Origin of the sequence: Amycolatopsis sp. lyj-90, from assembly GCF_046549035.1 — a bacterium.
Lineage (GTDB): Bacteria > Actinomycetota > Actinomycetes > Mycobacteriales > Pseudonocardiaceae > Amycolatopsis.
In genome coordinates, this window is sequence record NZ_JAJPWP010000006.1 from 377,253 (window position 1) to 398,765 (window position 21,513).

The 21,513-nt window shown below is 70.7% G+C and carries 17 protein-coding genes and 1 pseudogene; 7 read left to right on the forward strand and 11 right to left on the reverse strand.

All coding sequences use genetic code 11. The annotated features are described in order from the left end of the window. Positions 1–18 precede the first annotated feature (18 nt). Both ACLJPX_RS25045 and ACLJPX_RS25050 read left to right on the forward strand, forming a co-directional pair. Positions 19–1,113 (forward strand): alpha/beta hydrolase family protein, encoded by a 1,095-nt coding sequence (locus tag ACLJPX_RS25045; RefSeq protein ID WP_410602211.1) that lies wholly within the window; start codon positions 19–21, stop codon positions 1,111–1,113. A gap of 25 nt (positions 1,114–1,138) precedes the next feature. Further along, entirely contained in the window at positions 1,139–1,564 is a 426-nt protein-coding gene (locus ACLJPX_RS25050; protein ID WP_101606431.1) for an SgcJ/EcaC family oxidoreductase, read from the forward strand. A gap of 28 nt (positions 1,565–1,592) precedes the next feature. Here ACLJPX_RS25050 and ACLJPX_RS25055 read toward each other — a convergent pair whose 3' ends face one another. From ACLJPX_RS25055 to ACLJPX_RS25065, 3 genes are read right to left on the reverse strand one after another with little or no spacing between them, the layout of a single operon-like run. Next, positions 1,593–4,289, reverse strand: a complete 2,697-nt coding sequence (locus ACLJPX_RS25055; RefSeq protein WP_410602212.1) for a GNAT family N-acetyltransferase — start codon at positions 4,287–4,289, stop codon at positions 1,593–1,595. 1 nt (position 4,290) lies between these two features. Continuing rightward, the gene (locus ACLJPX_RS25060; RefSeq protein WP_101606429.1) at positions 4,291–5,463 is read right to left on the reverse strand and encodes an acetoin utilization protein AcuC; all 1,173 of its coding nucleotides are present in this window, start codon (positions 5,461–5,463) and stop codon (positions 4,291–4,293) included. A 57-nt stretch (positions 5,464–5,520) separates the two neighbouring features. Beyond that, entirely contained in the window at positions 5,521–6,369 is an 849-nt protein-coding gene (locus ACLJPX_RS25065; RefSeq protein ID WP_410602213.1) for a sulfurtransferase, read from the reverse strand. 108 nt (positions 6,370–6,477) lie between these two features. On the opposite strand from ACLJPX_RS25065, the gene ACLJPX_RS25070 reads away from it, so the two are divergent. From ACLJPX_RS25070 to galE, 3 genes are all read left to right on the forward strand, one after another. Beyond that, entirely contained in the window at positions 6,478–7,197 is a 720-nt protein-coding gene (locus tag ACLJPX_RS25070; protein ID WP_101606427.1) for a metal-dependent transcriptional regulator, read from the forward strand. Next, complete coding sequence (gene galK, locus ACLJPX_RS25075) at positions 7,194–8,375, forward strand: galactokinase (RefSeq protein WP_410602214.1); 1,182 nt, start codon at positions 7,194–7,196, stop codon at positions 8,373–8,375. The genes ACLJPX_RS25070 and galK overlap by 4 nt, the downstream gene beginning before the upstream one ends. Positions 8,376–8,983: 608 nt before the next feature. After that, positions 8,984–9,943 carry a UDP-glucose 4-epimerase GalE gene (gene galE, locus ACLJPX_RS25080; protein WP_410602583.1) on the forward strand — a complete coding sequence of 320 codons (960 nt, stop codon included), beginning with the start codon at positions 8,984–8,986 and terminating at the stop codon, positions 9,941–9,943. On the opposite strand, the gene ACLJPX_RS25085 is transcribed toward galE, so the two are convergent. From ACLJPX_RS25085 to ACLJPX_RS25095, 3 genes are all read right to left on the reverse strand, one after another. Then, entirely contained in the window at positions 9,912–10,976 is a 1,065-nt protein-coding gene (locus tag ACLJPX_RS25085) for a DUF4192 domain-containing protein (protein WP_410602215.1), read from the reverse strand. The two genes, galE and ACLJPX_RS25085, sit on opposite strands and share 32 nt — an antisense overlap. Before the next feature lie 148 nt (positions 10,977–11,124). After that, positions 11,125–11,979, reverse strand: a complete 855-nt coding sequence (locus ACLJPX_RS25090; RefSeq protein WP_410602216.1) for a M23 family metallopeptidase — start codon at positions 11,977–11,979, stop codon at positions 11,125–11,127. Positions 11,980–12,137: 158 nt separating this feature from the next. After that, positions 12,138–13,949: a Xaa-Pro dipeptidyl-peptidase gene (locus tag ACLJPX_RS25095; protein ID WP_101606423.1), complete on the reverse strand. Its 1,812-nt coding sequence runs from the start codon at positions 13,947–13,949 to the stop codon at positions 12,138–12,140. An 82-nt stretch (positions 13,950–14,031) separates the two neighbouring features. Between ACLJPX_RS25095 and ACLJPX_RS25100 the strand changes: the two genes are divergently transcribed. After that, positions 14,032–15,603 (forward strand): DUF4139 domain-containing protein, encoded by a 1,572-nt coding sequence (locus ACLJPX_RS25100; protein WP_410602217.1) that lies wholly within the window; start codon positions 14,032–14,034, stop codon positions 15,601–15,603. Between the two features lie 36 nt (positions 15,604–15,639). Here the strand turns inward: ACLJPX_RS25100 and ACLJPX_RS25105 are convergent, their stop codons facing one another. Together ACLJPX_RS25105 and ACLJPX_RS25110 are read right to left on the reverse strand one after the other, a co-directional pair. Further along, entirely contained in the window at positions 15,640–18,300 is a 2,661-nt protein-coding gene (locus tag ACLJPX_RS25105; protein WP_410602218.1) for a LuxR C-terminal-related transcriptional regulator, read from the reverse strand. Continuing rightward, entirely contained in the window at positions 18,285–18,503 is a 219-nt protein-coding gene (locus tag ACLJPX_RS25110; protein ID WP_410602219.1) for a hypothetical protein, read from the reverse strand. The genes ACLJPX_RS25105 and ACLJPX_RS25110 overlap by 16 nt, the downstream gene beginning before the upstream one ends. Before the next feature lie 385 nt (positions 18,504–18,888). Here ACLJPX_RS25110 and ACLJPX_RS25115 point away from each other — a divergent pair. Continuing rightward, positions 18,889–19,410 (forward strand): annotated as a pseudogene (locus ACLJPX_RS25115) (GAP family protein); the annotation flags it as partial. Here the strand turns inward: ACLJPX_RS25115 and ACLJPX_RS25120 are convergent. From ACLJPX_RS25120 to ACLJPX_RS25130, 3 genes are read right to left on the reverse strand one after another with little or no spacing between them, the layout of a single operon-like run. Beyond that, entirely contained in the window at positions 19,353–20,528 is a 1,176-nt protein-coding gene (locus ACLJPX_RS25120) for an AI-2E family transporter (RefSeq protein ID WP_410602220.1), read from the reverse strand. The pseudogene ACLJPX_RS25115 and the gene ACLJPX_RS25120 overlap by 58 nt on opposite strands. Beyond that, positions 20,525–20,971, reverse strand: a complete 447-nt coding sequence (locus ACLJPX_RS25125; protein ID WP_410602221.1) for a hypothetical protein — start codon at positions 20,969–20,971, stop codon at positions 20,525–20,527. The genes ACLJPX_RS25120 and ACLJPX_RS25125 overlap by 4 nt, the downstream gene beginning before the upstream one ends. Continuing rightward, the gene (locus ACLJPX_RS25130; protein WP_410602222.1) at positions 20,968–21,501 is read right to left on the reverse strand and encodes a DUF1269 domain-containing protein; all 534 of its coding nucleotides are present in this window, start codon (positions 21,499–21,501) and stop codon (positions 20,968–20,970) included. Before ACLJPX_RS25130 ends, ACLJPX_RS25125 begins: the two co-directional genes overlap by 4 nt. Positions 21,502–21,513: the final 12 nt, after the last annotated feature.

The window sequence follows — 21,513 nt, forward strand, 5'->3', positions numbered from 1 at the left end:
CTCCCTACGTTCGGTGCCATGACACGAACACTGCGCCGGATCGGCGTCTTCGCCACCGCGCTCGCACTGCCCGCCGTCCTCATCACGCCGTCCGCGTCGGCGGCGCCCGTCCGGTTGAGCCTGACCGCGCCGACCGGGCCGTACGCGGTCGGCAGCACCGATCTCCATCTGGTCGACCACTCCCGCCAGGACCCGTGGGTTCCCGGCGTCACGCGGGAACTCATGGTCACCGTGCGGTATCCGGCCTTGCCGAGCGGGAAGCCGAAAGCGCCTTACATGGCACCAGGAGTCGCGAAGGTGGTGGCCGAAGGCGACGCCGCCAAACTGGGCATGGACGCGAGCCTGATCGACTACCGCTTCCCCACCCATTCGCGGCTCGGGGCGCCGGCGCTGGGCGGCAAGCGACCTGTCGTGCTGTATTCGCCCGGCGGCACCTTGTCCCGTTCGCACGGCACCACCCTGCAGGAGCAGCTCGCGAGCGAAGGCTACGTCGTCGTGGCGATCGACCACACCCACGAAGCGGAAGCGGTCGAGTTCCCCGGTGGCCGCGTCGAGAAGAAGGCCCTGCCGCCTTCGAGCATCGAGGTGTCGAAGCGGGTGATCGAGACCCGCGTCCAGGACACGCGGTTCGTCCTCGACTCGCTCCACCTGAACCGGGCCGGCATGTTCGGCCACTCCGCGGGCGGGTTCACCGCGGGCGAGACGATGGTGACCGACCGGCGCGTCGTCGCCGGGGCGGACCTCGACGGCAGCATGGCCCACTCGCAGTCGCAGCGGATCTTCGGCCGGGTCGCCGACGAGGGCCTGGACCGGCCGTTCCTGCTGATGAGCGCGGGCAACCACAGCGCCGCGTCCGACGCTTCCTGGCAGGAGTTCCAGCGCAACCAGCGCGGCTGGACCCGCGAAACGCGCCTGCCGGACGGCGAGCACTTCAGCTTCACCGACTACCAGACCTTGTTGCCGCAGCTGGGCAACGCCCCGGCCGCGTTCATCGGCACCATCGACCCGGCGCGGAGCGTCGCGGCCCAGCGAGCCGAACTGAGCACGTTCTTCGGCAGGAACCTGCGTCACCGGAGCAGCGACACCACGGTCCGCTTCCTGCTAAACAGGTGACAGACGTTGCAAAGGGAGGACAGCGATGACCACCGAGGAGATCATCACTTCGCTGGAACGCGCCTGGAACACCGGTGACGGTGAGGCGTGGGCCGCGAACTTCGCCGAGGACGTGGACTTCGTCGACGTCGTCGGCCGCATCCAGCGCGGCCGCGCGACGATCGCCCGCGAAAGCCAGAAGATCTTCGACACCATCTACCGGGGCAGCAGGCTGGAGCTCCGCCAGGTGTCGAGCCGCCCGCTCGGCGGCGGGCTCGACCTCGTGCACACCGAAACGGTGATGTCCATCCCGGCGGGCCCCCTCGCCGGGGAGCAACGCGCGGTGCAGACGATGGTGGTCCAGGACGGGCGGGTCGCCGCGTTCCACAACACGATCCGGGGCGACATCGCGGAGTTCACCGGCCACGACGCGGATTTCGCCGCGCGCTCGCCCCAGGATTGGGATTCCTGATCGGCGAGGGCGCGCGTACTCCCCGGGCTCAGGTAAGGGCGTTGATCGGCCGCAGCCGCCGCGGCCCGGTGTCGGGGCGGGACGGCGGCGGGCCCAGCACGATCCGGGCGTTGGCGACGAAGGCGCCGTCCGGTGAGGCCAGGATCGGGTCGAGGGTCATCGAGCGGACCTCGGGGTTGTCCTCGGCGAGCGCCGCGACGCGCAGCACGATGTCCTGCAGCGCCGCCAGATCCGCCGGTTCGTCGCCGCGGTATCCGGTGAGCAGCGGCGACGTCCGCGGCTCGCGCAGCAACGTGGCGGCGTCGACGTCGGTGAGCGGGACGGCGCGGTAGGCGCGGTCCCCCAGCAGCGTGCTGACCAGCCCGGAGAGACCGAACGACACGAGCGTGCCGAACGACGGGTCGTCCTGCAGCCCGATCACGCACGAGATGCCCTTGGGCGCCATCCGCTGGACGTAGACCTCGTCGTCGCCGGAGATCTCCCGCAGGTCGAGGTACGCCCGGCGCACTCCGTCCACAGAGGACAGATCGAGCCGCACCCCGGCGAGGTCCGGCCTGCCGCGCAGCCGCTCGTCGACGGCCTTGAGGGTGACCGGGAATCCCAGGTCCTCGGCCTCCTTCACCGCTTCGTCCGCGGAAGTCACGACCCGGAACGGGACGACGTCGATGCCGTAGCAGCCCAGGAGCCGGACCACGTCGTCGTCGGAGAGCAGGGTCGTCTTGCCGTCCTCGCCCGTCAGCAGTTCGTTGACGATCGCCTGGGCCTGCTCGGCGTGCAGTCCCGCGGGCCGCACCAGATTGCCTTGCGGACGCTGCCGCCAGGCCGCGTAGCGCACGACCCGCGCGAGCGCGTTCACCGCGCGTTCGGGGCTGGGGTACGACGGGACCGAACCCCGCGTCGGCACGCCGTCCTCGGATAGCACGGCCAGTTCGTCCGGCACGCCCTCGACGGCCAGAAAGGTCGACACGATCGGCTTGTCCTTGTCCATCTCGACGACGGCCTCCCGCAGCGCGCGGGCGTAGGCGGTCCCCGGGATGGCGAGCGGGGGCACGAAGACCACGACGAGCGCGTCGGTCTCCGGTGAGTTGAGTGCTTCGCGCACGGCCGCGGCGAACTCCTCCGGGCCCGCCTGCGGCCCGACGTCGACCGGGTCCGAGGCCAGCCGGAGGCCCTGCGCCCGCGCGGTGTCGGCGGCGAGCAGCCCGATGGCGCTGGAGTTGCCCACGATGGCGATCCGCGGCCCGGCAGGCAACGGCTGATGGGCGAAGACCAGCGCGGTGTCGAAGAGTTGCGCGAGCGTGTCGACGCGGACGACGCCCGCCTGCTCGAACAGCGCCTGGACGCTGGACTCGTCGACCTCCGCCGAGGTCGCGGCGAGTTGCGGGCGGACAGCGTGCCTGCCGGATTTCACCGCCACCACCGGCTTCGTCCGCGCCAGCCGCCGGGCGAGCCGGGCGAACTTGCGCGGGTTGCCGAACGATTCCAGGTACAGCAGGACGAGATCGGTCGCCGGATCGGTCTCCCAGTACTGGAGCAGGTCGTTGCCGGAGACGTCGGCCCGGTTCCCCGCCGAGACGAACGTCGAAAGGCCGAGGCCGCGCGCTTCGGCGTCGGCGAGGATCGCGGTGCCCAGCGCGCCGGACTGGCAGAAGAACCCGGTGCGGCCGCGGGCGGGCAGCCGGGGCGCCAGGGTGGCGTTGAGCCGGACCGCGGAGTCGGTGTTGAGCACGCCCAGCGCGTTCGGGCCGACCACGCGCATGCCGTGCGCCCTTGCCTCCCCGACCAGCCTCAGTTCGGCGTGCAGCCCGTGCGGCCCGGCCTCGGCGAACCCGCCCGAGACGATCAGAAGGGTCTTGACCCCCTTGGCCAGCGCACCGTCCAAAACGGACTCGACGGCCTCGGCGGGGACGGCGACCAGCGCGAGGTCGACGTCCTCGGGGATGTCCACGACGGACGGATAGGCGTGGACGCCGCGGACGGACTTGTGCTCCGGGTTGACCGGGTAGACGGTGCCCGCGAAGTCGGCGCTCAGCAGGTTCGTGAGGGCGACGTAGCCGATCTTCGTCGGATCGGTGGACGCGCCGATGACCGCGACCGATTTCGGGTGCAGCAGGTTGTGCACGCTGCGGGCCTCGGCGGCCTGTTCCCGGGAGCGGGCGACGGCGAGGGATTCCTCGGTCGGGTCGATGTCGAACTCCAGGTGCAGCACGCCTTCTTCGATCTCGCGGCTGACCTGGTAGCCCGCGTCGCGGAACACGCGGACCATCGCCGCGTTCTCGGCGAGCACCTCGGCGACGAAGCGGCGGAGCCCGGATTCCGAAGCGGCCGCGGCCAGGTGCTCCAGCAGGATCGATCCGAGCCCGCGCCCCTGGTGGGCGTCGTCGACGACGAACGCGACCTCGGCCGACGGCCCGTGTTCGAGCCGTTCGTAGCGGCCGACCGCCACGATGTCGTCGCCCAGCAGCGCGACGAAGGCGACCCTGTCGTGGTGGTCGACGACGGAGAACCGTTCGAGGTCGCGCTGCGGGATCCGCGGATAGGCGCCGAAGTACCGGAAGTACCGGGTGCGTTCGGACAACCGGCCGTGGAAGGCGACGAGCCCGTCGGCGTCGCTGGGGATCACCGGGCGCAGGTGCACCGTGCCGCCGTCGGAGAGCAGGACGTCGGCCTCCCATTCGCGCGGGAAGTCGAAGGGGTCGCGGTTACCGGTGCCCTCACTGGTCATGTCAGTCCCTCGGATCGTCCGGATCGAGACCGTGCAGCGGGAAGATCGCGCGGCGGGTGTCGCGGATGGCGATGTCGACCGGCTCGTCCGCCCCGTCTCCCCACGGGACGAAGGCGGTTTCGCGGTCGTCGGACATGCTGGGCGGGATCTCGGCGTTCGGCGCCGCCCTGGAGATCGACGCGACCCAGTTCGGCGGCAGCGCCGTCGCCGGGTCGACGTCGCGGTCGAGCACGGTGGCGAGCAGATGGGTCCAGGACCGCGGCACCACCCGGATCAGCTGGTAGCCACCGCCGCCCACGGCGAGCCAGCGGCCGCCCGCGTGCGCTTCGGACAGTTCCCGCAGCCGCCGGTAGATGGCGCGATGGCCGTCCACCGAGAGCGACAGATCCGCCAGCGGGTCTTCTTCGTGCGAATCGACGCCGCATTGGGTGACGAGGATCTGCGGTCGGAACTGCTCCAGCAGCGACGGCACCACCGCGTCGAACGCCCGCAGCCAGCCGCCGTCGCGGGTGCCGGGCGGCAGCGGGAGGTTGACCGCGGTGCCCTCGGCGCCGCCCTTGCCGATCTCCGCCGAGTAGCCGGTGCCCGGCCACAGCGTGAACGGGTGCTGGTGCAGGGAAACGGTCAGCACCCGGGGATCGTCGTAGAACGCCGCCTGCACGCCGTCGCCGTGGTGGACGTCGGTGTCGACGTACGCGACGCGGTCGAAACCGTGGTCCAGCAGCCACGAGATGGCCACCGAGCAGTCGTTGTAGACGCAGAAGCCCGACGCCCTGTCCGGCATCGCGTGGTGCAGCCCGCCGGCGATGTTCACCGCCCTGGTCGCCTCGCCCTCGGCGATCTTGCGCGCGGCCAGCAACGTCGAGCCGACCACGAGGGCCGAAGCCTCGTGCATCCCGGTGAACACCGGGTTGTCCTCGGTGCCGAGCCCGTGCGCGAAATCGGCACCGGTCATCGGCGCCTGCCGGACGGCCTCGATGTACTCGCCGATGTGGACGCGGCGCAGCTCGTCCTCACCCGCGGGCCCGGGAACGAGCAGCTCGACCCCGTCGAGCACGCCGAGTTCGGTGGCGAGCCGGATCGTCAGTTCGAGCCGCACCGGATTGAACGGATGCTCGCCGCCGAGGTCGTAACCCAGCAGCGAGGAGTCCCATACGACGGCCGGTGCTCGCATGGCACGGACTCTAGTGCCCGGAAGCGGCTCATGCCCCGTCCCCGGCCGCCGCGCGGGTCAGCCGGGCAGGTCTCCGGTGGCCACCGGGCGCTCCGGATCGCGGGACCAGTGCGACCACGAACCCGCGTACAACGCCGCGGGCTCCGGGTGACCGGCGACCTCGAGCGCGAGGACGACGGACGAGGCGGTGACGCCCGATCCACAGTAGACACCGACCGGGGTTTCCGGATCCACGCCGAGTCCTTCGAACCGCTCGGCCAGTTCCGAGGCGTCACGCCAGCGGCCGTCCTCCGCCAGATGCCCGGAGAAGGGCGCGTTGACCGCGCCGGGGATGTGCCCGGCGCGCGGGTCGATCGGCTCGGTCTCCCCCGCGTACCTCGGCTTGGCGCGGGCGTCGAAGAGCAGCCCTTCCCTGGCCAGCGTGGCGGCCCCGGCCGCGTCCAGCACCGGCATGCCGCCGGGCTCCACCACGATGTCTCCCTCTTCCGGCGAGGGGATCTCGCCGGTGAGCGGGCGCTCTTCCTCGGCCCAGGCTGCGAATCCGCCGTCCAGCACGGCGACCTCGGTGTGCCCGGCCCAGCGCAGCAGCCACCACGCCCGCGCCGCGACCGACCCGTCGGAGTCGTCGTACACCACGACCGGGTGACCGGCGCGGATCCCGGCCGCCCGCAGATGCCGCTGCAGCGTCTCCGGCTCGGGCAGCGGGTGACGGCCGCCGTCGCCCGGCTCCCCGGCGAGCGCCGTGTCGAGGTCGACGTACACCGCGCCCGGGAGATGTGCCTCACGATAGGAATCGGCGCCCGGCGGGCCCGCGAGCCGCCAGCGGACATCGAGGACTACGGAGCGTGCCGATTCCGGCCCGGAGAGCTGCGCGACGAGTTCGCTGGTGGTGATCATGGGGCGCATGGGCCCATCTTCCCGTGCCCCGCGGCTCCACGCCCAGCTTGGGGGACTTTTCCCGCCTCGGAGCTTGTTGTCCCCACGCGTGCGTCGCTGTCAGTGCCAGCGACTACGATGAGCAACGCGGACGAAGGGGACAGCGTGAACGATCTCATCGACACCACAGAGATGTACTTGCGTACGATTTACGAACTCGAAGAAGAGGGTGTCGTCCCGCTGCGGGCCCGGATCGCGGAGCGGCTGCAGCAGAGCGGCCCGACCGTGAGCCAGACCGTCGCCAGGATGGAACGCGACGGGCTGGTCGTGGTCGCGGACGACAGGCACCTGCAACTGACGGAACACGGCCGCGAGCTGGCCATCGCGGTCATGCGCAAGCACCGGCTCGCCGAGCGCCTCCTGGTCGATGTGATCGGGCTGGAGTGGGAACACGTCCACAACGAGGCCTGCCGCTGGGAACACGTGATGAGCGAGGCCGTCGAGCGCAAGCTGGTCAAGCTGCTCGACCACCCCACCACGTCGCCCTACGGCAACCCGATCCCGGGACTGGACAAGCTCGGCGACGGCGATCCCGCCCCGCCGGCCGAAGCCGACCTGGTGCGGCTCGACGAGTTCGCCCGCATGGGTGGCGGCGAAGTCGAGATCCGCCGGATCGCCGAACACGTCCAGCTCGACGAGACGCTGATGACGGAGCTCAAGTCGGTCGGCATCGTGCCCGGCAGCCGGGTCAAGGTCGGCAAGACGGCGCCCGGCGGGACCATCGAGGTCACCGGCGGGAACAACACCGCCCAGGTGCCGGTCTCGGCGCTGCACGCCGTGCTGGCGCAGGCCAGGTGAGCGCCGCGTCCGACGCTGCGGGGACTTTCCGGACCCTGCACGGCCGGGCTCCGGCGGGCGTCTGGTCCGCACCCGGCCGGGTGAACCTGATCGGTGAGCACACCGACTACAACGACGGTTTCGTGCTGCCGTTCGCCCTCCCGCACCGGCTCGCCGCGGCGGCGTCCCCGCGTGAGGACGGCGTGCTGACCGTGGCCACCCTCGGCTCGGACGGCCGGGTCCAGGAATCCGGCCCGCTCACCATCGCCGACCTGCGGCCCGGCTCGGTCGACGGGTGGGCCGCGTACCCGGCGGGGGTCGCCTGGGTACTGCGTGACCAGGGGCTCGGCGCCGGCGCGGACGTGGCGATCGCGGGGGACGTGCCCTCGGGGGCGGGCCTGTCCTCCTCCCACGCGCTCGAATGCGCTGTCGCGCTCGCCCTCCTGGGTCTGGCGGGCCGCACTCCGGGGAGCGGCGCGGGTTCGCCCGCCCTGCACGAGGTGGCGCGCTGGGTGCAGCGTTCGGAGAACGACTTCGTCGGCGCGCCGACCGGTCTGCTCGACCAGACAGCTTCCTTGTGCTGCACGGAATCGAACGTGCTGTTCCTCGACGTCCGGTCCGGCGAGATGGAGCAGGTGCCGTTCCCGCTGGAGGAATCCGGCGTCCGGATCCTGATCATGGACAGCCGCACCAAACACTCGCACGCCGAGGGCGGCTACGGCGAACGCCGCCGGGGCTGCGAACGCGCCGCGGAACTGCTCGAAGTGAAGGCACTGAGGGACATCGGCGTCGACGGGCTCGACGCCGCGCTCGCCAAGCTGCCGGAAGACCTGGTGCCGCTGGTGCGCCACGTCGTGACGGAGAACCAGCGGGTCCTCGACACCGTGGAGCTGCTGCGTGCCGGCCGGATCACCGAGATCGGCCCGCTGCTGGACGCCTCGCATGTCAGCATGCGCGACGACTACCGGATCTCCACCCGTGAACTCGACCTCGCCGTCGATTCGGCCCGCGAAGCCGGGGCGCTCGGCGCGCGGATGACCGGCGGCGGCTTCGGCGGTTCGGCCATCGCCCTGGTCCGCGAGTCCGATGTGGACACCGTGGGGCGGGCGGTGAAGGCCGCGTACGAGGCGGCGGATCTGCGCCACCCCAGGCTGTTCACCGCGGTGCCTTCGCGTGGCGCGGGCCGCGACACGCTTTAGTGAAGGGTTGGAGCGGACCGGTATTTGCTTACCTGCGCGTGACCAGGGCGAAGGTGAGGTGCGGTAGTCGAGGGGATCGCTCCGGTCTCGGAGCTCGATGACACCGGAATCTCACCGCGACAGGTTCGAGCGTGGAGGATTCGGGACGTTCAATGTCCTAAATCCTCCACACTCGGTTCACGCGGCCACCTGACCACTACGGGGTGGCGGCTCAGCGCGTGCCGGGTGTCGACGATGAAGGAATTGGGACGTTGAGTGTCCCGATTCCTTCATCGTCGATGGGGTGTTCCGTTCTCGAGTGGGCAAGTCAGAGTGCGGTCGGCTCTCGTCGGCCAGTCCGGATCCGCCCGGCACGACCCGACCGCGAACACGACACGTTCGCCCCTCTCCTCAACAGCTCTCTGCTGAGAGCCCGGCTGCCTACCGCCGCGATCGAGCCGGTCAGCGCCACGACCCAGTGCCACCTTCACCGCATCCCTCAAGAGAAGCCTTTCGACCCCCACCCCCGGGCGCGGCAGGTGCCCGGGGGCGAGGACACTGGGCACCCACCGCATCCGCAGCAGAAAGGCGCGAACGTGACCGACGAACCGACCAAGACCCTGAAGCTGATGGTGACGGGCGGAGCCGGTTATGTGGGCAGCGTTTGCGCGGCCCGCCTCATCGAGGCAGGGCACGACGTCACCGTGGTCGACGACCTCTCCACCGGGCACGCCGACGCGGTGCACCCGGACGCCACCTTCGTCGAGGGCGACGCCGCCGAGGTCGCGCGGCGCCTTCTCGGCGACGGCTTCGACGGTGTCCTCCACTTCGCCGCCAAGTCGCTGGTCGGCGAGTCGATGACGGATCCGGCGAAGTACTGGGAGGGCAACGTCCTGACCTCGCTTCGCCTGCTCGAGGCGATGCGCGACCACGGCACGAAGCGGCTGGTGTTCTCCTCCACCGCGGCCACCTACGGCGAGCCCGAGTCCTCTCCCATCCCGGAGACGGCGCCGACGCAGCCGACGAACACCTACGGCGCGACGAAGCTGGCCATCGACCACGCGATCACGTCGTTCTCGCGTGCCCACGGCATCGCCGCCGTCAGCCTGCGCTACTTCAACGTCGCGGGCGCCTACGGCACCTTCGGCGAACGGCACACCACCGAAACCCACCTGATCCCCCTCGTGCTCCAGGTCGCCACCGGGGACCGCGAGCGGATCCAGATCTTCGGTGACGACTACCCGACCCCGGACGGCACCGCCATCCGCGACTACATCCACGTGGTCGACCTCGCCGACGCGCACCAGCTGGCCCTGCGCCACGCGGTGGACGGCGAGCACCGCATCTACAACCTCGGCAGCGGCACCGGTTTCTCCGTGCTCGAGGTGATCGAGGCGTGCCGCCGCACCACCGGTCACGAGATCCCCGCCGCGGTCGCGCCGCGCCGGGCGGGCGACCCGTCGGTGCTGGTGGCCTCCAGCGAGCGGGCGAACGGCGAACTCGGCTGGAAGCCCGAACGCACCGACCTCGACGGCATCGTGGCCGACGCGTGGGCGTTCACTCAGTCCCGCCAAGCGGCTCGAGGCTGAGCGCGGGCGGCGCTTCCTCTCGCTGTTGAAGGACGATTCCGGCCACTTCGGACGGCGCCAGCATCGTGTCCAGCGCGGCGGTCAGCAGCCTGGCCAGGTTGTGGTCCGGATCGACTTCGCAGGCCCTCGCCAGGGCTATCCCGGCGGAGGCGAGATCGCCGCGAGCGTAGGCGGCGTGCGCTTTCAGGCACAGCGCTTCGGCGGATTCCGGCTCCGGTAACTCCCTGGCGAGACGGAGCCAGAGATCTTCCGCGACCCGTGCCAAAGGCGAGTCGGCGGGAGCCGCGGTGAGCAGGCAGGCGCCCCGGACCTCGACCAGGGAAAGCGCCCAGGCCAGTCGGACGGCCTGATCGTCGGTGAGCGTCAGGTCACCCCGCTGGGAACGGGCGAGTGCGGCGTTGACCTCGGCGAGCCCTCCTTCGACGACGGCGTCGTCTCCCCATGGCGGGTCGGCCAGCCGGTTCAGGAGATCGGCACGCCGCGCGAGCGTCTCTGCCGAACCGGCTTCGAAGAGGCGCTCCAGCTCTTCCCTGCTCTCGCGGATGACGCGGCCGTCGCCGATGGCGACCGCGGCGATCACCGACTCGCGAGGGTCGGGGAGGATGCCGCCGCAGGTCTTCTCGCGGTAGCACCCCCATCGGACGCCCGCGGTGAAGGACGGCACCCAGAGCGAGTGCAGCAACGGGATGTCGTATCCGGCGAGCGAGGATTCCAGGCGCCGGACGAAGCGGCGGCGTGGTGGCCGCCCGGCCGGGTTCGGGGCGCCTCCACCGACGACGGCCACCGTGGCGCCGGTGTGCGCGGTCGCGGCGAGCCGCGCCGCGAGGTCGAGCGCCTGGTCTCTCTCCAGGCCGGGTGGCGGGAGGTCCACGCGCAGGGTGAGGCCCTGCTGCTTGCGGTCCGGCCCTTGCTGCCCGAAGACGACGACGGAGTTCTCGGGGTGGAACCCGAGGATGTACGGGATCGCGGCGAGCAGGTCCGCCGGATCCTTCAGGTCGACCTTGGTCCTGCCGGTCGGGGTGGATGTGGTCATGCCCCCACCCTGCGGCGGGAATGGGGCCGCTGGGTGGGGCAGGACAGATCTGTGGACAGCCGGGACCGTTGTGGACAACCGTCGCCGGGATCGGCCTGGGGCGCCGATCCTGTCGGTGGGGTGGTCTACCGTGCCCGGCTCCTCGGGATCAGCCGCAGTGTTCGAACGGGCTCTCGTAGGCGTTCGTCCCGACCGAGCCGCCCCACTTGACGCAGGTCGAAGCGGCCGTCTTCTTCACGGGCCCGGCGTAGTAGGTGAAGCTGCCGGAATCGGTCGTGCGCGCCGAACCTTGGACTTCGAGGAACGCCGACACCGGCGACGCGGTGCCGAGCGAAACGGCCTTCAGCGTGGTCACGCAGTTGGCCTTGGTCGAAGCGTTGTAGAGCAGGTACGCCGTGCCGGAACCGCCGGCGAGCGCCTGCGAGTCGACCACGGAGAAGCCGCTGCCGCACACCTCGGTGGCCTCGTACGGGTTGCCGCCGCACGAGTTCTTGCTGGTGAAGTTCGTGTGGCCGTAGTACGGCACCGCGACCCCGTTCAGCTTCGCCTTCTGCGCCGTTCCGTTGAGCCGCTCTTCGAAGTGCAGGTGAGGACCGGTCACGCCGCCGGTCGCCCCGGCCGTGCCGATCTGCTTGCCGAGGCTGACCGACTGGCCGACCGAGACCGACTGGGTCGACAGGTGGGCGTAGCGGGTGGTCCAGCCGCCACCGTGGTCGATCTCGACCCAGCGCCCGTAGCTCGTGCTGCCTTCGTTGGCGACCCGGGTGATCTTGCCGCCCGCCGAGGCCAGCACCGGCATCCCGGTGATCCCCGACTTCTGGAAGTCGACCGAGTTCGCCGGGCTGTGCCCGCTGAACGTCGCGGCCGTGACCGTCACCCCGCATTTGAACGGGACCTGGAAGTTCGGGGCGGCCGACGCCTGCGCCGTACCGGCCAGCGTCAGGCCGAGCGCGGGGAGAACGGCGGCCGCGGCGAGCGCTGCGAAGCGGCGCAACCTGGACATGGAGACCTCCATCTGGTGGGGAAGCCGGACGCGGCGAAGCAAAGCCGGAGGAAATACATTTTCCATACAAGCCCGAGGTCGGGTCGGCTTTTTCCACCCGGAAACGCCGAATGCCACGTCCGGGTGGACGTGGCATTCGGGGGCGGACCGGCCGGGACTCAGCCGAAGGCGGCGCGCAGCGCGGGCTTCCCGCCCGCCACCGGCAGCACCACGGTGGTGCGGTTCAGCTCGAGCGAGATCCCCGCTCCCGCCTTCGGCCGGAGCGTGTAGTCGTGATCGCTGGAGGCCAGCAGGAACTCGATCTTGTGCCCGGTCGCGAGCAGGTAGTCCTTCGCCACCAGCTCGACCTCGATCTGGTACTTCTCACCGGGGGTGATCGGGTCGGTGCGGGCGGGGTCGCGACGGTTCTGCGGGTCGGTCCAGCCGCGGCTGATCACCTTGGCCGTGCCGTTCGGGGCGCGGTCGACGAGCACCGCCGTCACGTTCGCGGCGGGCTTGTCGAAGGACACCGACAGTCCGGCCTTCGCGGTGCCGGAAAGGCGTACGGGCTGCTTCGCCGCGGTGGTCGAGTACAGCAGCCGGTTACCCGACGAGGCCGCGTTGGCGAGCTGTTCGACGGTCTTGCTCGCGTCGTCGGCCAGCTTCTCGACGGCGGGCTTGCCCGGAACGGCGTTGCCCGTGTCGAGCTTGCCCTTCGAGGAGCCACCGGGCCACGGGTAGAGCTTCACGTCCTGGGTGCCGGGCAGCGGCCACTCGGCCTCGTCCACCCACGAATTGTCCTCGCGCTGGATGGTGGCCTTCGGCTCGCGCTCGATGCCGTTGTCCAGGTCGTAGAGGTAGTGCGACATCCACTTGTTGAGCGTGGCGAGCCAGACGTCGCGGCGGAGGCTGTACGGGTCGGCGTGGCCGGACTGGTGCAGCCAGATCTTGTGCTCGACGCCGTGCTGCTTGAGCGCCTCGTACCAGCGGGTGCCCTGGTCGGTCTTGACGTTCCAGTCGTTGAGGCCGTGCACCACGAGCACCGAGGCCCGCACCTTGCGCACGTCGTTGCGGTAGTTCCGCACGTCCCAGAAGGGGCTGTAGTCGCCGCTCACCCGGTCCTGGTCGACCGCGATGCCGTCGATCAACGGACGGCAGACGGCGCGGTCCTGGCGCGTGTAGACGTAGTCGGCGAGCACGTCCGCGTCCTCGCCCTGGTAACCACCGGCCGCGACGACGGCGCCGTCGTTGCGGTAGTAGTCGTACCAGCTGGAGATCGCCGCGATCGGGACGATCGTCTCCAGCCCTTCGACGCCGGTGCTGGCCACCGCGTTGGGCAGCGTCCCGTTGTAGGAAACGCCCGTCATGCCGGTCTTGCCGGTGCTCCAGTCCGCGACGGCGGCCTTGCCCGACGCGTCACGCGCCGTCGCCCTGCCGTTCAGCCAGTCCACAATGGACTTCGCGCCGATGGTCTCGTTGACGTCGCCGGTGCTCGGGCAGCCGGTGGACTGGCCGCTGCCGAGCGACTCCCCGTACACCACGGCGAAGCCGCGGGCGGTGAAGTAGTCCTGGTAGCGCCAGCTGATCGGCGCCGCGTTCGGGCCGACGGTGCTGGTCGCGATCCGCGGGCCCGCGGGGGCGCGCTTGGCGCCGGGCACGTACAGCTCGACGTCGACGTTGTGGTTCGCGACGTCGTTGCCGCCCGCGTAGTACGGGCTGGCCTGGTAGACGACCGGGACCTTCATCCCCTGCTGGGTCGCGCGGGGCCGCACCACCTCGGCGTGCACGAGGTCGTCCTTGCCGTCGCCGTCGCTGTCGACCGGCGCGGTGACCCAGACGTTCTCCCGGATGACGTCCGCCGGGTTGAACACCGGTTGCGCCTGACCGTCCTTGAAGACCGGCGTCGGTGGAGCGTCGGCTTGGGCGGGCAATGCCGTCGCCGGAAGAACCAGGACGGCGGTGAACAGGGCGGCGAGCCTGGCGACTCTCACAGGACCCCCAAGGGCGGGTGGGCAAGACGCAGCTGAGGCTTCCGGCCCCCCGAACAGGTGTCAAGAGACTAACGTCGGGGGCATGCCGAGCACCGTGGAAGCACCGATCGTCGCCGTCACCGTCTACCCCCACCATGCCCGGATAACGAGACGGGCGTCGGCACGCCTTGACAACGAGACGCGGTTCAGCTTCGCCGGGTTGCCGTGGAATCTGGACGGCGATTCGGTCCGTGTCACGGGTTCCGGTCCGGCGGTCATCGCCGGGGTCGACGTCGCCGTCGAGCGCCACCCCGCGCCCGCGGACGCGTCCCTGCGCGCGCTGACCGAGCGGCGGCGGGCCGACCAGGCGACGGTCGACGAGGTCGCCGACGCCGTCGCCGCGGAGAGCGCGAAGGTCGACCTGCTGACCGGCGTGGCGAAGCGGAGTGGCGGCAGTTTCGCGAAGGCGCTCGCGGCGGGCACGGCGGAACCGCCCCGGGTCGCCGAAGTCACCGACGCGCTCGGCACGCAGCTGGCCGAGGCGCTGGGGAAACGCCGCGAACTCGGCATCCGGCTGGCCGCGCTCCGCGACGACCTCGGCGCGCTGGACCGGGAGATCCAGGCGAAACAGGGTCAGTCCGAAGTGGACAGCGCGACGGTCACGGTCGAGCTGGAAAGCCAGGAGGACGGCGCGGAAATCGGGCTCGAACTGTCCTATGTGGTCGCGAACGCGAGCTGGGAGCCCGGCTACGACGTCCGCGTCCGCGGCGAGGACGTCTCGGTGACCTGGTACGGACGGATCACCCAGCACACCGGCGAGGACTGGCCCGAATGCGAGCTGGCGCTCTCGACCGCGCGCCCGGCGAACACCGTGGAGGTACCGGAACTCGATCCGTGGTTCCTCGACCGCGTGCGCCCGGTCGAACCGGTGATGGCGCGGGCCGCGTACGGCAGCGCGTCACCGGCGGGCGGCGGGATGCCGGAAGCGGCGGGTTTCCGGAACCTGGCGGCGCCCGCCCCGGCGATGGCGGTGCGCACCGCGTCCGCCGAGGAGGGCGCCACCGCGGTCACCTACCGGCCGGGACGCCCGGTGGCGGTGCCTTCGGGAGCGCAGGGCCACCGCACGACGCTGGCACACCTCGAATTGACCGCGAAGCTGGGCTACATCACCGCCCCGGCCCGGTCACCGGAGGCGTTCCTGCGGGCCACCGTGGTCAACACGTCGGAGCACACCTTGCGGCCGGGTAAGGCGTCCGTGTTCCACGAGACGGAGTTCGTCGGCACCACACGGCTCGAAGTCTGGGCACCGGGTGAGGAGCTCGAACTCGCCCTCGGCGTGGACGACCGGATCCGGATCGACCGGGAACTCTCGCACCGCACGGCGAGCAAGGCGGCCTTGTCCGGTGTCCGCAAGCGGGAGGCCGCCTACACCACGACGATCGTCAACCACAGCCCGCGCGAAGCCGTCGTGACCGTGCTGGACCAGGCGCCGGTCTCTCGCGACGAGGCGATCACGGTTCGCGACGTCCGCGCCGTCCCGGATCCGGTGGAACGGACCGAGCTGGGCGAGATCACCTGGCGGCTGACGCTCGCTCCGGGCGCGAAGGGCGTCGTGACGCTCGGGTACCGGGTGGACGTCGCCAAGGGTGTCGAGCTGTCGGGGTGGCGCGAGTAGCCGGAAAGGCCCGACGACGCTGTCGGGCTGCGGGACCTACAACAGGCCGCGCCGTCGCGCGGCGACGACGGCGTCCCTGCGGTGGTTGACGCCGAGCTTCCGGTAGATGCCGCGAAGGTGGGTCTTGACCGTGTTCACCGACACGAAGAGCGAATCGGCGATCTGCTCGGTGGTGCGCATCGACGGCAGCTCGGTGAGGAGTTCAAGCTCGCGTGAGGTGAGCGGGTCGACCGGGCCCCCGGGGTGGGCGGGCAAGGACTGCAGGACGGTGCTCGCGAACTCTTCCGTACGCCCGAACCTCCCGGCCCCGCTCACCAGGAGTTCCCGGACGTGCCTGCCCGCGTCGTGGAACGGCCGCAGCGCCTGCTGGGGTGCCGCGAGGTCGAGCGCGCGGCCGACGGCGTTGTGGGCTTGGTTCCGTTCACCGGCCTGATCGGCGAGAACCGCTTCGAGCAGCCAGCTCTCGATCAGGGTGTGCGCCACCAGCGGCCTGGTCTGCCGCTCGATGACCGGCTGCAGACGGCGGCGCGCGGCACCGGTCCTGCCGCGGTGCAGGTGCACGAGAGTGCTCAGCAGCGCGTGCTCCGCGTAGGGCGCGAGCAGGTGCCGATGCCGTTCTGTCACGTCCATCGCCCAGGTGGGTTCCCCGACGCGCAGGGCGAGTCGCTGTTCGATCGGGGCCGTGCAGGCGACGAGCCAGGGCGCGACCGGTTCGGCAGCGAGCCGTTTGCGGTGACCCCGCAGTGTTTCGACGACGGCGTGCGGATCGGCCGCGAGACCGAATTCGACGGCGGCGCTGAGGGTCACCGTCAGCAGCTCCACCGCCGGGTCCACGACCGCGGGCGAGAGCCTGGTCGCCAGCGCGGAAAACCGGCGGGCGCTCTCCTGGTCCAGCCGCTGGTAGGCCGCCATCCCGAGCACGGCGTACAGGAACGCGGTCCGCGAAGTCTCGGTCCAGCCGCGGGACCGGGCCAGTTCGAGGGCGGCGCTGGTGTGCACGGCCAGCCCGCCGAGATCGCCCTGGACCCGGGCGATCCCCGCGAGGTGGATCTCGCAATGCAGCCGGACGGCGTCGCGCCGCTCCAGCGTGGCCATCCGCAGCGCGCGTTCCAGGTCACCGATGGCGCCGGGGAGGTCGCCCAGCCACAAGGACGCGGTCCCCTGGGTGGCCAGCGCCAGCAGGTCGAGGTCGACGTCGCCGGTGTCACCCGCGCTCGTGGCGCGGAGTTCCGCGAGCGCCTTGTCCAGTTGCCCGCCGTACCTCGCCCGGTAGAGGACGGCCACGGCGTTCAGCGCGCGCAGCCGCCCGGAACGCAGCGACTGGGCGGAATTGTCGCCCCTGCCGAGGTACCGGTCCGCCGCGACGAGGTCGTGGACGTCGAGCGCGGCGACGACGGCGATGAGCGCCACCTGCGGCCGGGCCAGGATGTGCTCCGGCATCGCGCCGAGCAGCGCGTGCAACCGGGCCCCGTGTCCGTCGAGGACGGTCCGCAGCCCGAACCGCTGGATGTACCGCGTGATCAGCTCGTCGTCCTGCGCGGCGATACCGTGCTCCAACGCCGCGAGCACGTCGCCGGAGTCGGTGAACCATTCGGCCGCCGACCGGTGGAGCCTGCGGTGGGCCCTGGGGTGACGCCGGTTCAGCTCCGCGCGCAGGTAGCCGCGCAGCAGCGGGTGGCACCGGTAACGAGGGCCGTGCCGGGTGACCAGCGCGTTGGTGCGGGTGAGCGTGTACAGGATCTGCCCGGAGTTCTCCTGCCCGGTCAGGCGGGTGGCCAGTTCGTCGCTGATGTCGGGGCACACCGACGTGCTCAGCAGGAACTCGCGGACGTGCGCGGGCTGCGGGCCGACGATCTCCCCGCCCAGATATTCGGCCAGCAGCCGGTCGTCACCGGTGAAGGCCCGGATCGCCGCACCGGTGTCCGGCGTGGCGGCCAGCGCGAGGGTGAGGAACCGCAGCCCCGCCGCCCAGCCCTCCGTCCGGGTGGAGATCTCGTCCAGATCCGCCTGTGTCAGCGCGAGGTTCTGCCCGGCGAGCAGCTTTCCGGTCTCCTCCTCGGTGAAGTTCAGCTGGTGCGCGGTGATCTCCCGTAGCCGCCCTTCGAGCCGGATCCGGGGCAGGATCAGCGGGGGCGGGAACCGGGTCGCGATGACGACCCGCACTCCCGGCGGCAGATAGCGCAGCAGCAGGTTCACGTTCCTCACCGCGTCCGGTGCGGACAATTCGTGTGCGTTGTCCAGCACCAGGATCACCGGGCACGGAAGCCGGGCGCACACGTCGATGAACGCGCCGACGTATTCGTGCGCGGAAGCGTCCCGAAGGAGCACTGTCTCCGGGATCGAGCTCTCCCCGGCGCTCCGGTACAACGCGCGGAGGATCGACGACCACAGCGTGTACACCTTGTTGTCATTGGCGTCCAAGGAGATCCACGCCCGATGCTCACCGGTCGCGTGCTGTCGCGCCCGCCGCCGGAACCAGCTGCCGAGCAGCACGGTCTTGCCGGATCCCGCCGGCGCGTTGAGCAGCGTGACACTGGGGACTTCGCCGGAGGTGGCCTGATCGAGGACGTCCAGGAGACGGTCCCGTTCGAGAACGTCGGAGGCGGGTGGCGGCGGGGCGAGTTTCGGCGACGGCACCACGACGGTTTCCCCGCCGTGGGCCGGGGTGCCTTCGACGCGGGTCACCGGCCGGCGCATGACATCGCCGCACTGGAAAGGACGTGCCAGACGAACGCGAAAACGCGGGAAGTCCCGCTGATGGCGAAGGCGAGACCGGAAAGGACGGCGTCCGCCTTTCCCGATGCCCCGCTTTCCCCCGGTTGCGCCGAAAGGACCAGCACGAAGGTCAGTGCCGTCAGGACGAGTTTGGCTCTGGACCGACGACGCGGCTCAGTGCTCACCGATTGTCTCCCTTCGATTCCCCAGAACGAGTGAGGGGACCGATCTTGCTCACCCCGCGCGGCGGTCACCTCCTCCCTGGCGGGTGAGTCGGGGTGACACTCGTAGCGAAGAGTGTTTGAAACAAAGGATTTCTCGCCGTGGGTGACGAAACCCGGCACTCGTTTTCACCCGCCACGAAGGAAGAACTCCTTGTCGTGGCGGCGCATTCTGGAGATCGCGAATCACGAAGCCTCGGGCTCCGGCGGTGGACCGCCGCGCGAGCGTTGCCCGTCGCCGTCGGGACACCGGTGGCGGGCAACGCGATTCGCTGTCGAACGGCCTCGGACGGGAGTCACGGAAATGACGGACGGCTCGCTCACGGTGCTCCCGCTCGCGATCACCATGATGGCCGGACCGCAGTTCGTGTCCGCGCTGATCCTGATCACGACGAAACGCGCCGTCCCGACCTCGCTCGCGTTCGTGGCGGGGGTCGCCACGGCCGCGACGGCGGGGACCGCGCTCACCACCTGGCTGGCGGGGCTTCTCCCGCCCGATCCCCTCGTTTCCGGTTCGGACGGTTCCCTCTACGCGATCGTCCAATTCGGGCTGGTGGCGCTCCTGCTGGGAATCGCGATCCGGAACTGGGCACACCGCGAAACCGCGGAACCGCCGAAATGGCTGGGATCGCTCATGACGGCGGGTCCGCGGCGAGGATTCCGCACCGGATTCCTGCTCATCGCGTTCTTTCCGTCGGACATCGTCGTGATGTGCGCCGTCGGCCTCGACCTCGGCCGCGGCGGGGCGGGTTTCGGCGCGGCGGTCCCGTTCCTTTCGGCCACCACGCTGCTCGCCGCCCTGCCGCTCCTGGCCTACCTCCTCTTCCGGCGGCGCGCGGCGCGGGTCATGCCCGCCGTCCGCGACTGGACGAACGACCACGGCTGGTTGCTGAACATCGTGGCGTGCCTCTTCTTCGTCGTGCTCATCCTGTCCTGACCGCCCTCCGGTCCCCGCCGGGGCGAACCGACCAGCGCCGTGACCCAGCTGCGGCCGGGGTCGTCGACGAGGACGGCCAGCGCGAGCAGGGTCGCCGGTACCGAAAGCAGCGTCCCGAGCGGTCCGAGCACCCAGGCCCAGAACACCAGCGCGACGAACGTCGCCGTGGCCGACAGCCCGACGGCGTTGCCGACGTACCTCGGCTGGATCAGCGACTGCAGCACGAAGTTGAGCACGACGTAGACCACCACCACCGCCAGCATCACCGGCAGGCCGCCGTCGAGGAGCGCGAGCGTGGCGGGCGGGGCGAGGCCGAGCAGGAAACCGATCGTCGGGATGTAGTTGGTGACGAAGGAAAGCAGTCCCCACAACAGCGCGAGCGGCACGCCGAGCACCACCAGCGCGAGGACGTCCAGCGCGGCGACCACGAGCCCGAAGACCGTGGTCACCACCAGGTACACCCGGACGCGGCGGCCGAAGTCGCGCAGCGCCTCCGCCGTCCGCGCCCGCTCACCCGCGATCCCGGCGATGCGGCCGTCGATGTCCGCCGTTTCCGCGCTGAGGAACAGCAACAGCCCCAGCAGGAAGACCAGGCTCGTGGTGACACCGGTCAGATCGGCGAGCAGGGCACCGGCGTAGGAGACGAGCTTGCCGGGATCGAGAGACGCGACGAGATCACGCAACTGGGCGGGCCCGGCACCGAATTTCGCCAGCACACCCGCGATTTCGGCGTACAGAGCGGTGATCCGGTCGGCGTAGCGCGGCAGGAGCGCCGCGAGTTGCGCCACCGACACGATCATCGCGACACAGAAGGAGATGAGGATCCCGTAGACGAACACCACGAGCGCCGCCGTCGCCGCCCAGCGGGGGAAACCGAGACGCCGCAGCCTGCCGTGCGCGGGACTGAGCGTGATCACGATGACCAGCGCCAGCAAGGTCGGCGCCGCCAGCCAAGCGACCGCTTTGACCCCCGCGACACCGACCACGATCGCCGCCGCCCCGAGCAGGACGGCGAGCGCTCGTGGTGTTCGGGAGGTGGGCTGTTCCGTCACCACAACCCACGATCCGGTAGTTCGTCACCGTGGACGAGGACCGCCCAGATGACCGTCACGCACAGGACGATCACGATCATCGACCACACCGGATGCGCCGAGAGGAACACCAGGTGGGTCACCGCGTTCCCGGCCGCGAAGAGCACCGCGACCACCCGCGACCAGATCGCGCCCGTGAGGAGGAAGCCACCGGAGACCGCCACCAGCGCACCGCCCACCACATGGGCCCACGCCCACCCGGTCACGTCCAGGACGAGGGCGTATTCCGGGCCCGAGATGTAGTAGCCGCCCTGGAACAGGGCCACGATCCCGGCGATGACGTCGAAGACGCCGAGGATGAGCATGACCACGCTGGCGAAGACGATCCATCCGGCCCAGGCCGGCCGGCGCTCTCCCTGCCGGGAGTCGGCGAGATCGGCTTCGGCACCCCACTGCGCGCTCATTTCGGCCCCGTTCCCGGAGCCTCGGCGGTCTGCTGTTCCAGTTCCATCGAGAAGCTCTCGCGCAAGGCCTGCTCCTGTTCGGCGCTCAGGTTCGTGAAGATCAGCTCCGGCGCGTTTTCGCCGGTGAAGGCGTCCCGCACTTTGTCGACGACCGCGCCCGAGCTGAGCAGGAACAAGGCCGACGTGCCTTCGGTGACCTCTCCCCTGACCCTCTTGATCAGGTCGTCGTCGATGCCGTAGTCCGACGTCAACCCGCCGAAAGCGCCCGCCGCGGCACCGAGGGCCGCCCCGAGCAGCGGCACGAGGAAGATCAGGCCGAAGAGCAGTCCCCAGAACGCGCCGCTCAGCGCGCCACGGCCCGCCAGGTTGCGCAACTGGCGGAGTTTCGGCTTGGACGCCCCTTCCGGCCACGACACCGTCGCGGCGTCGTGTACCGAGATGAGCTGGTTCTTCGCCAAGCCCTTCACCGTCTCCGCCGCGCCGTCCGCGCCGTCGGCCGAGCGGAACAACCAGATGGTCAACGTGTCCACGGCTCACCGTCC

Excerpts from the sequence above, each read along its gene's own strand:
- ACLJPX_RS25045 (WP_410602211.1), top strand. The coding sequence starts at position 19 with ATGACACGAACACTGCGCCGGATCGGCGTCTTCGCCACCGCGCTCGCA.
- ACLJPX_RS25050 (WP_101606431.1), top strand. The coding sequence starts at position 1,139 with ATGACCACCGAGGAGATCATCACTTCGCTGGAACGCGCCTGGAACACC.
- ACLJPX_RS25055 (WP_410602212.1), bottom strand. The coding sequence starts at position 4,289 with ATGACCAGTGAGGGCACCGGTAACCGCGACCCCTTCGACTTCCCGCGC.
- ACLJPX_RS25060 (WP_101606429.1), bottom strand. The coding sequence starts at position 5,463 with ATGCGAGCACCGGCCGTCGTATGGGACTCCTCGCTGCTGGGTTACGAC.
- ACLJPX_RS25065 (WP_410602213.1), bottom strand. The coding sequence starts at position 6,369 with ATGCGCCCCATGATCACCACCAGCGAACTCGTCGCGCAGCTCTCCGGG.
- ACLJPX_RS25070 (WP_101606427.1), top strand. The coding sequence starts at position 6,478 with ATGAGCAACGCGGACGAAGGGGACAGCGTGAACGATCTCATCGACACC.
- galE (WP_410602583.1), top strand. The coding sequence starts at position 8,984 with ATGGTGACGGGCGGAGCCGGTTATGTGGGCAGCGTTTGCGCGGCCCGC.
- ACLJPX_RS25085 (WP_410602215.1), bottom strand. The coding sequence starts at position 10,976 with ATGACCACATCCACCCCGACCGGCAGGACCAAGGTCGACCTGAAGGAT.
- ACLJPX_RS25090 (WP_410602216.1), bottom strand. The coding sequence starts at position 11,979 with ATGTCCAGGTTGCGCCGCTTCGCAGCGCTCGCCGCGGCCGCCGTTCTC.
- ACLJPX_RS25100 (WP_410602217.1), top strand. The coding sequence starts at position 14,032 with ATGCCGAGCACCGTGGAAGCACCGATCGTCGCCGTCACCGTCTACCCC.
- ACLJPX_RS25105 (WP_410602218.1), bottom strand. The coding sequence starts at position 18,300 with ATGCGCCGGCCGGTGACCCGCGTCGAAGGCACCCCGGCCCACGGCGGG.
- ACLJPX_RS25125 (WP_410602221.1), bottom strand. The coding sequence starts at position 20,971 with ATGAGCGCGCAGTGGGGTGCCGAAGCCGATCTCGCCGACTCCCGGCAG.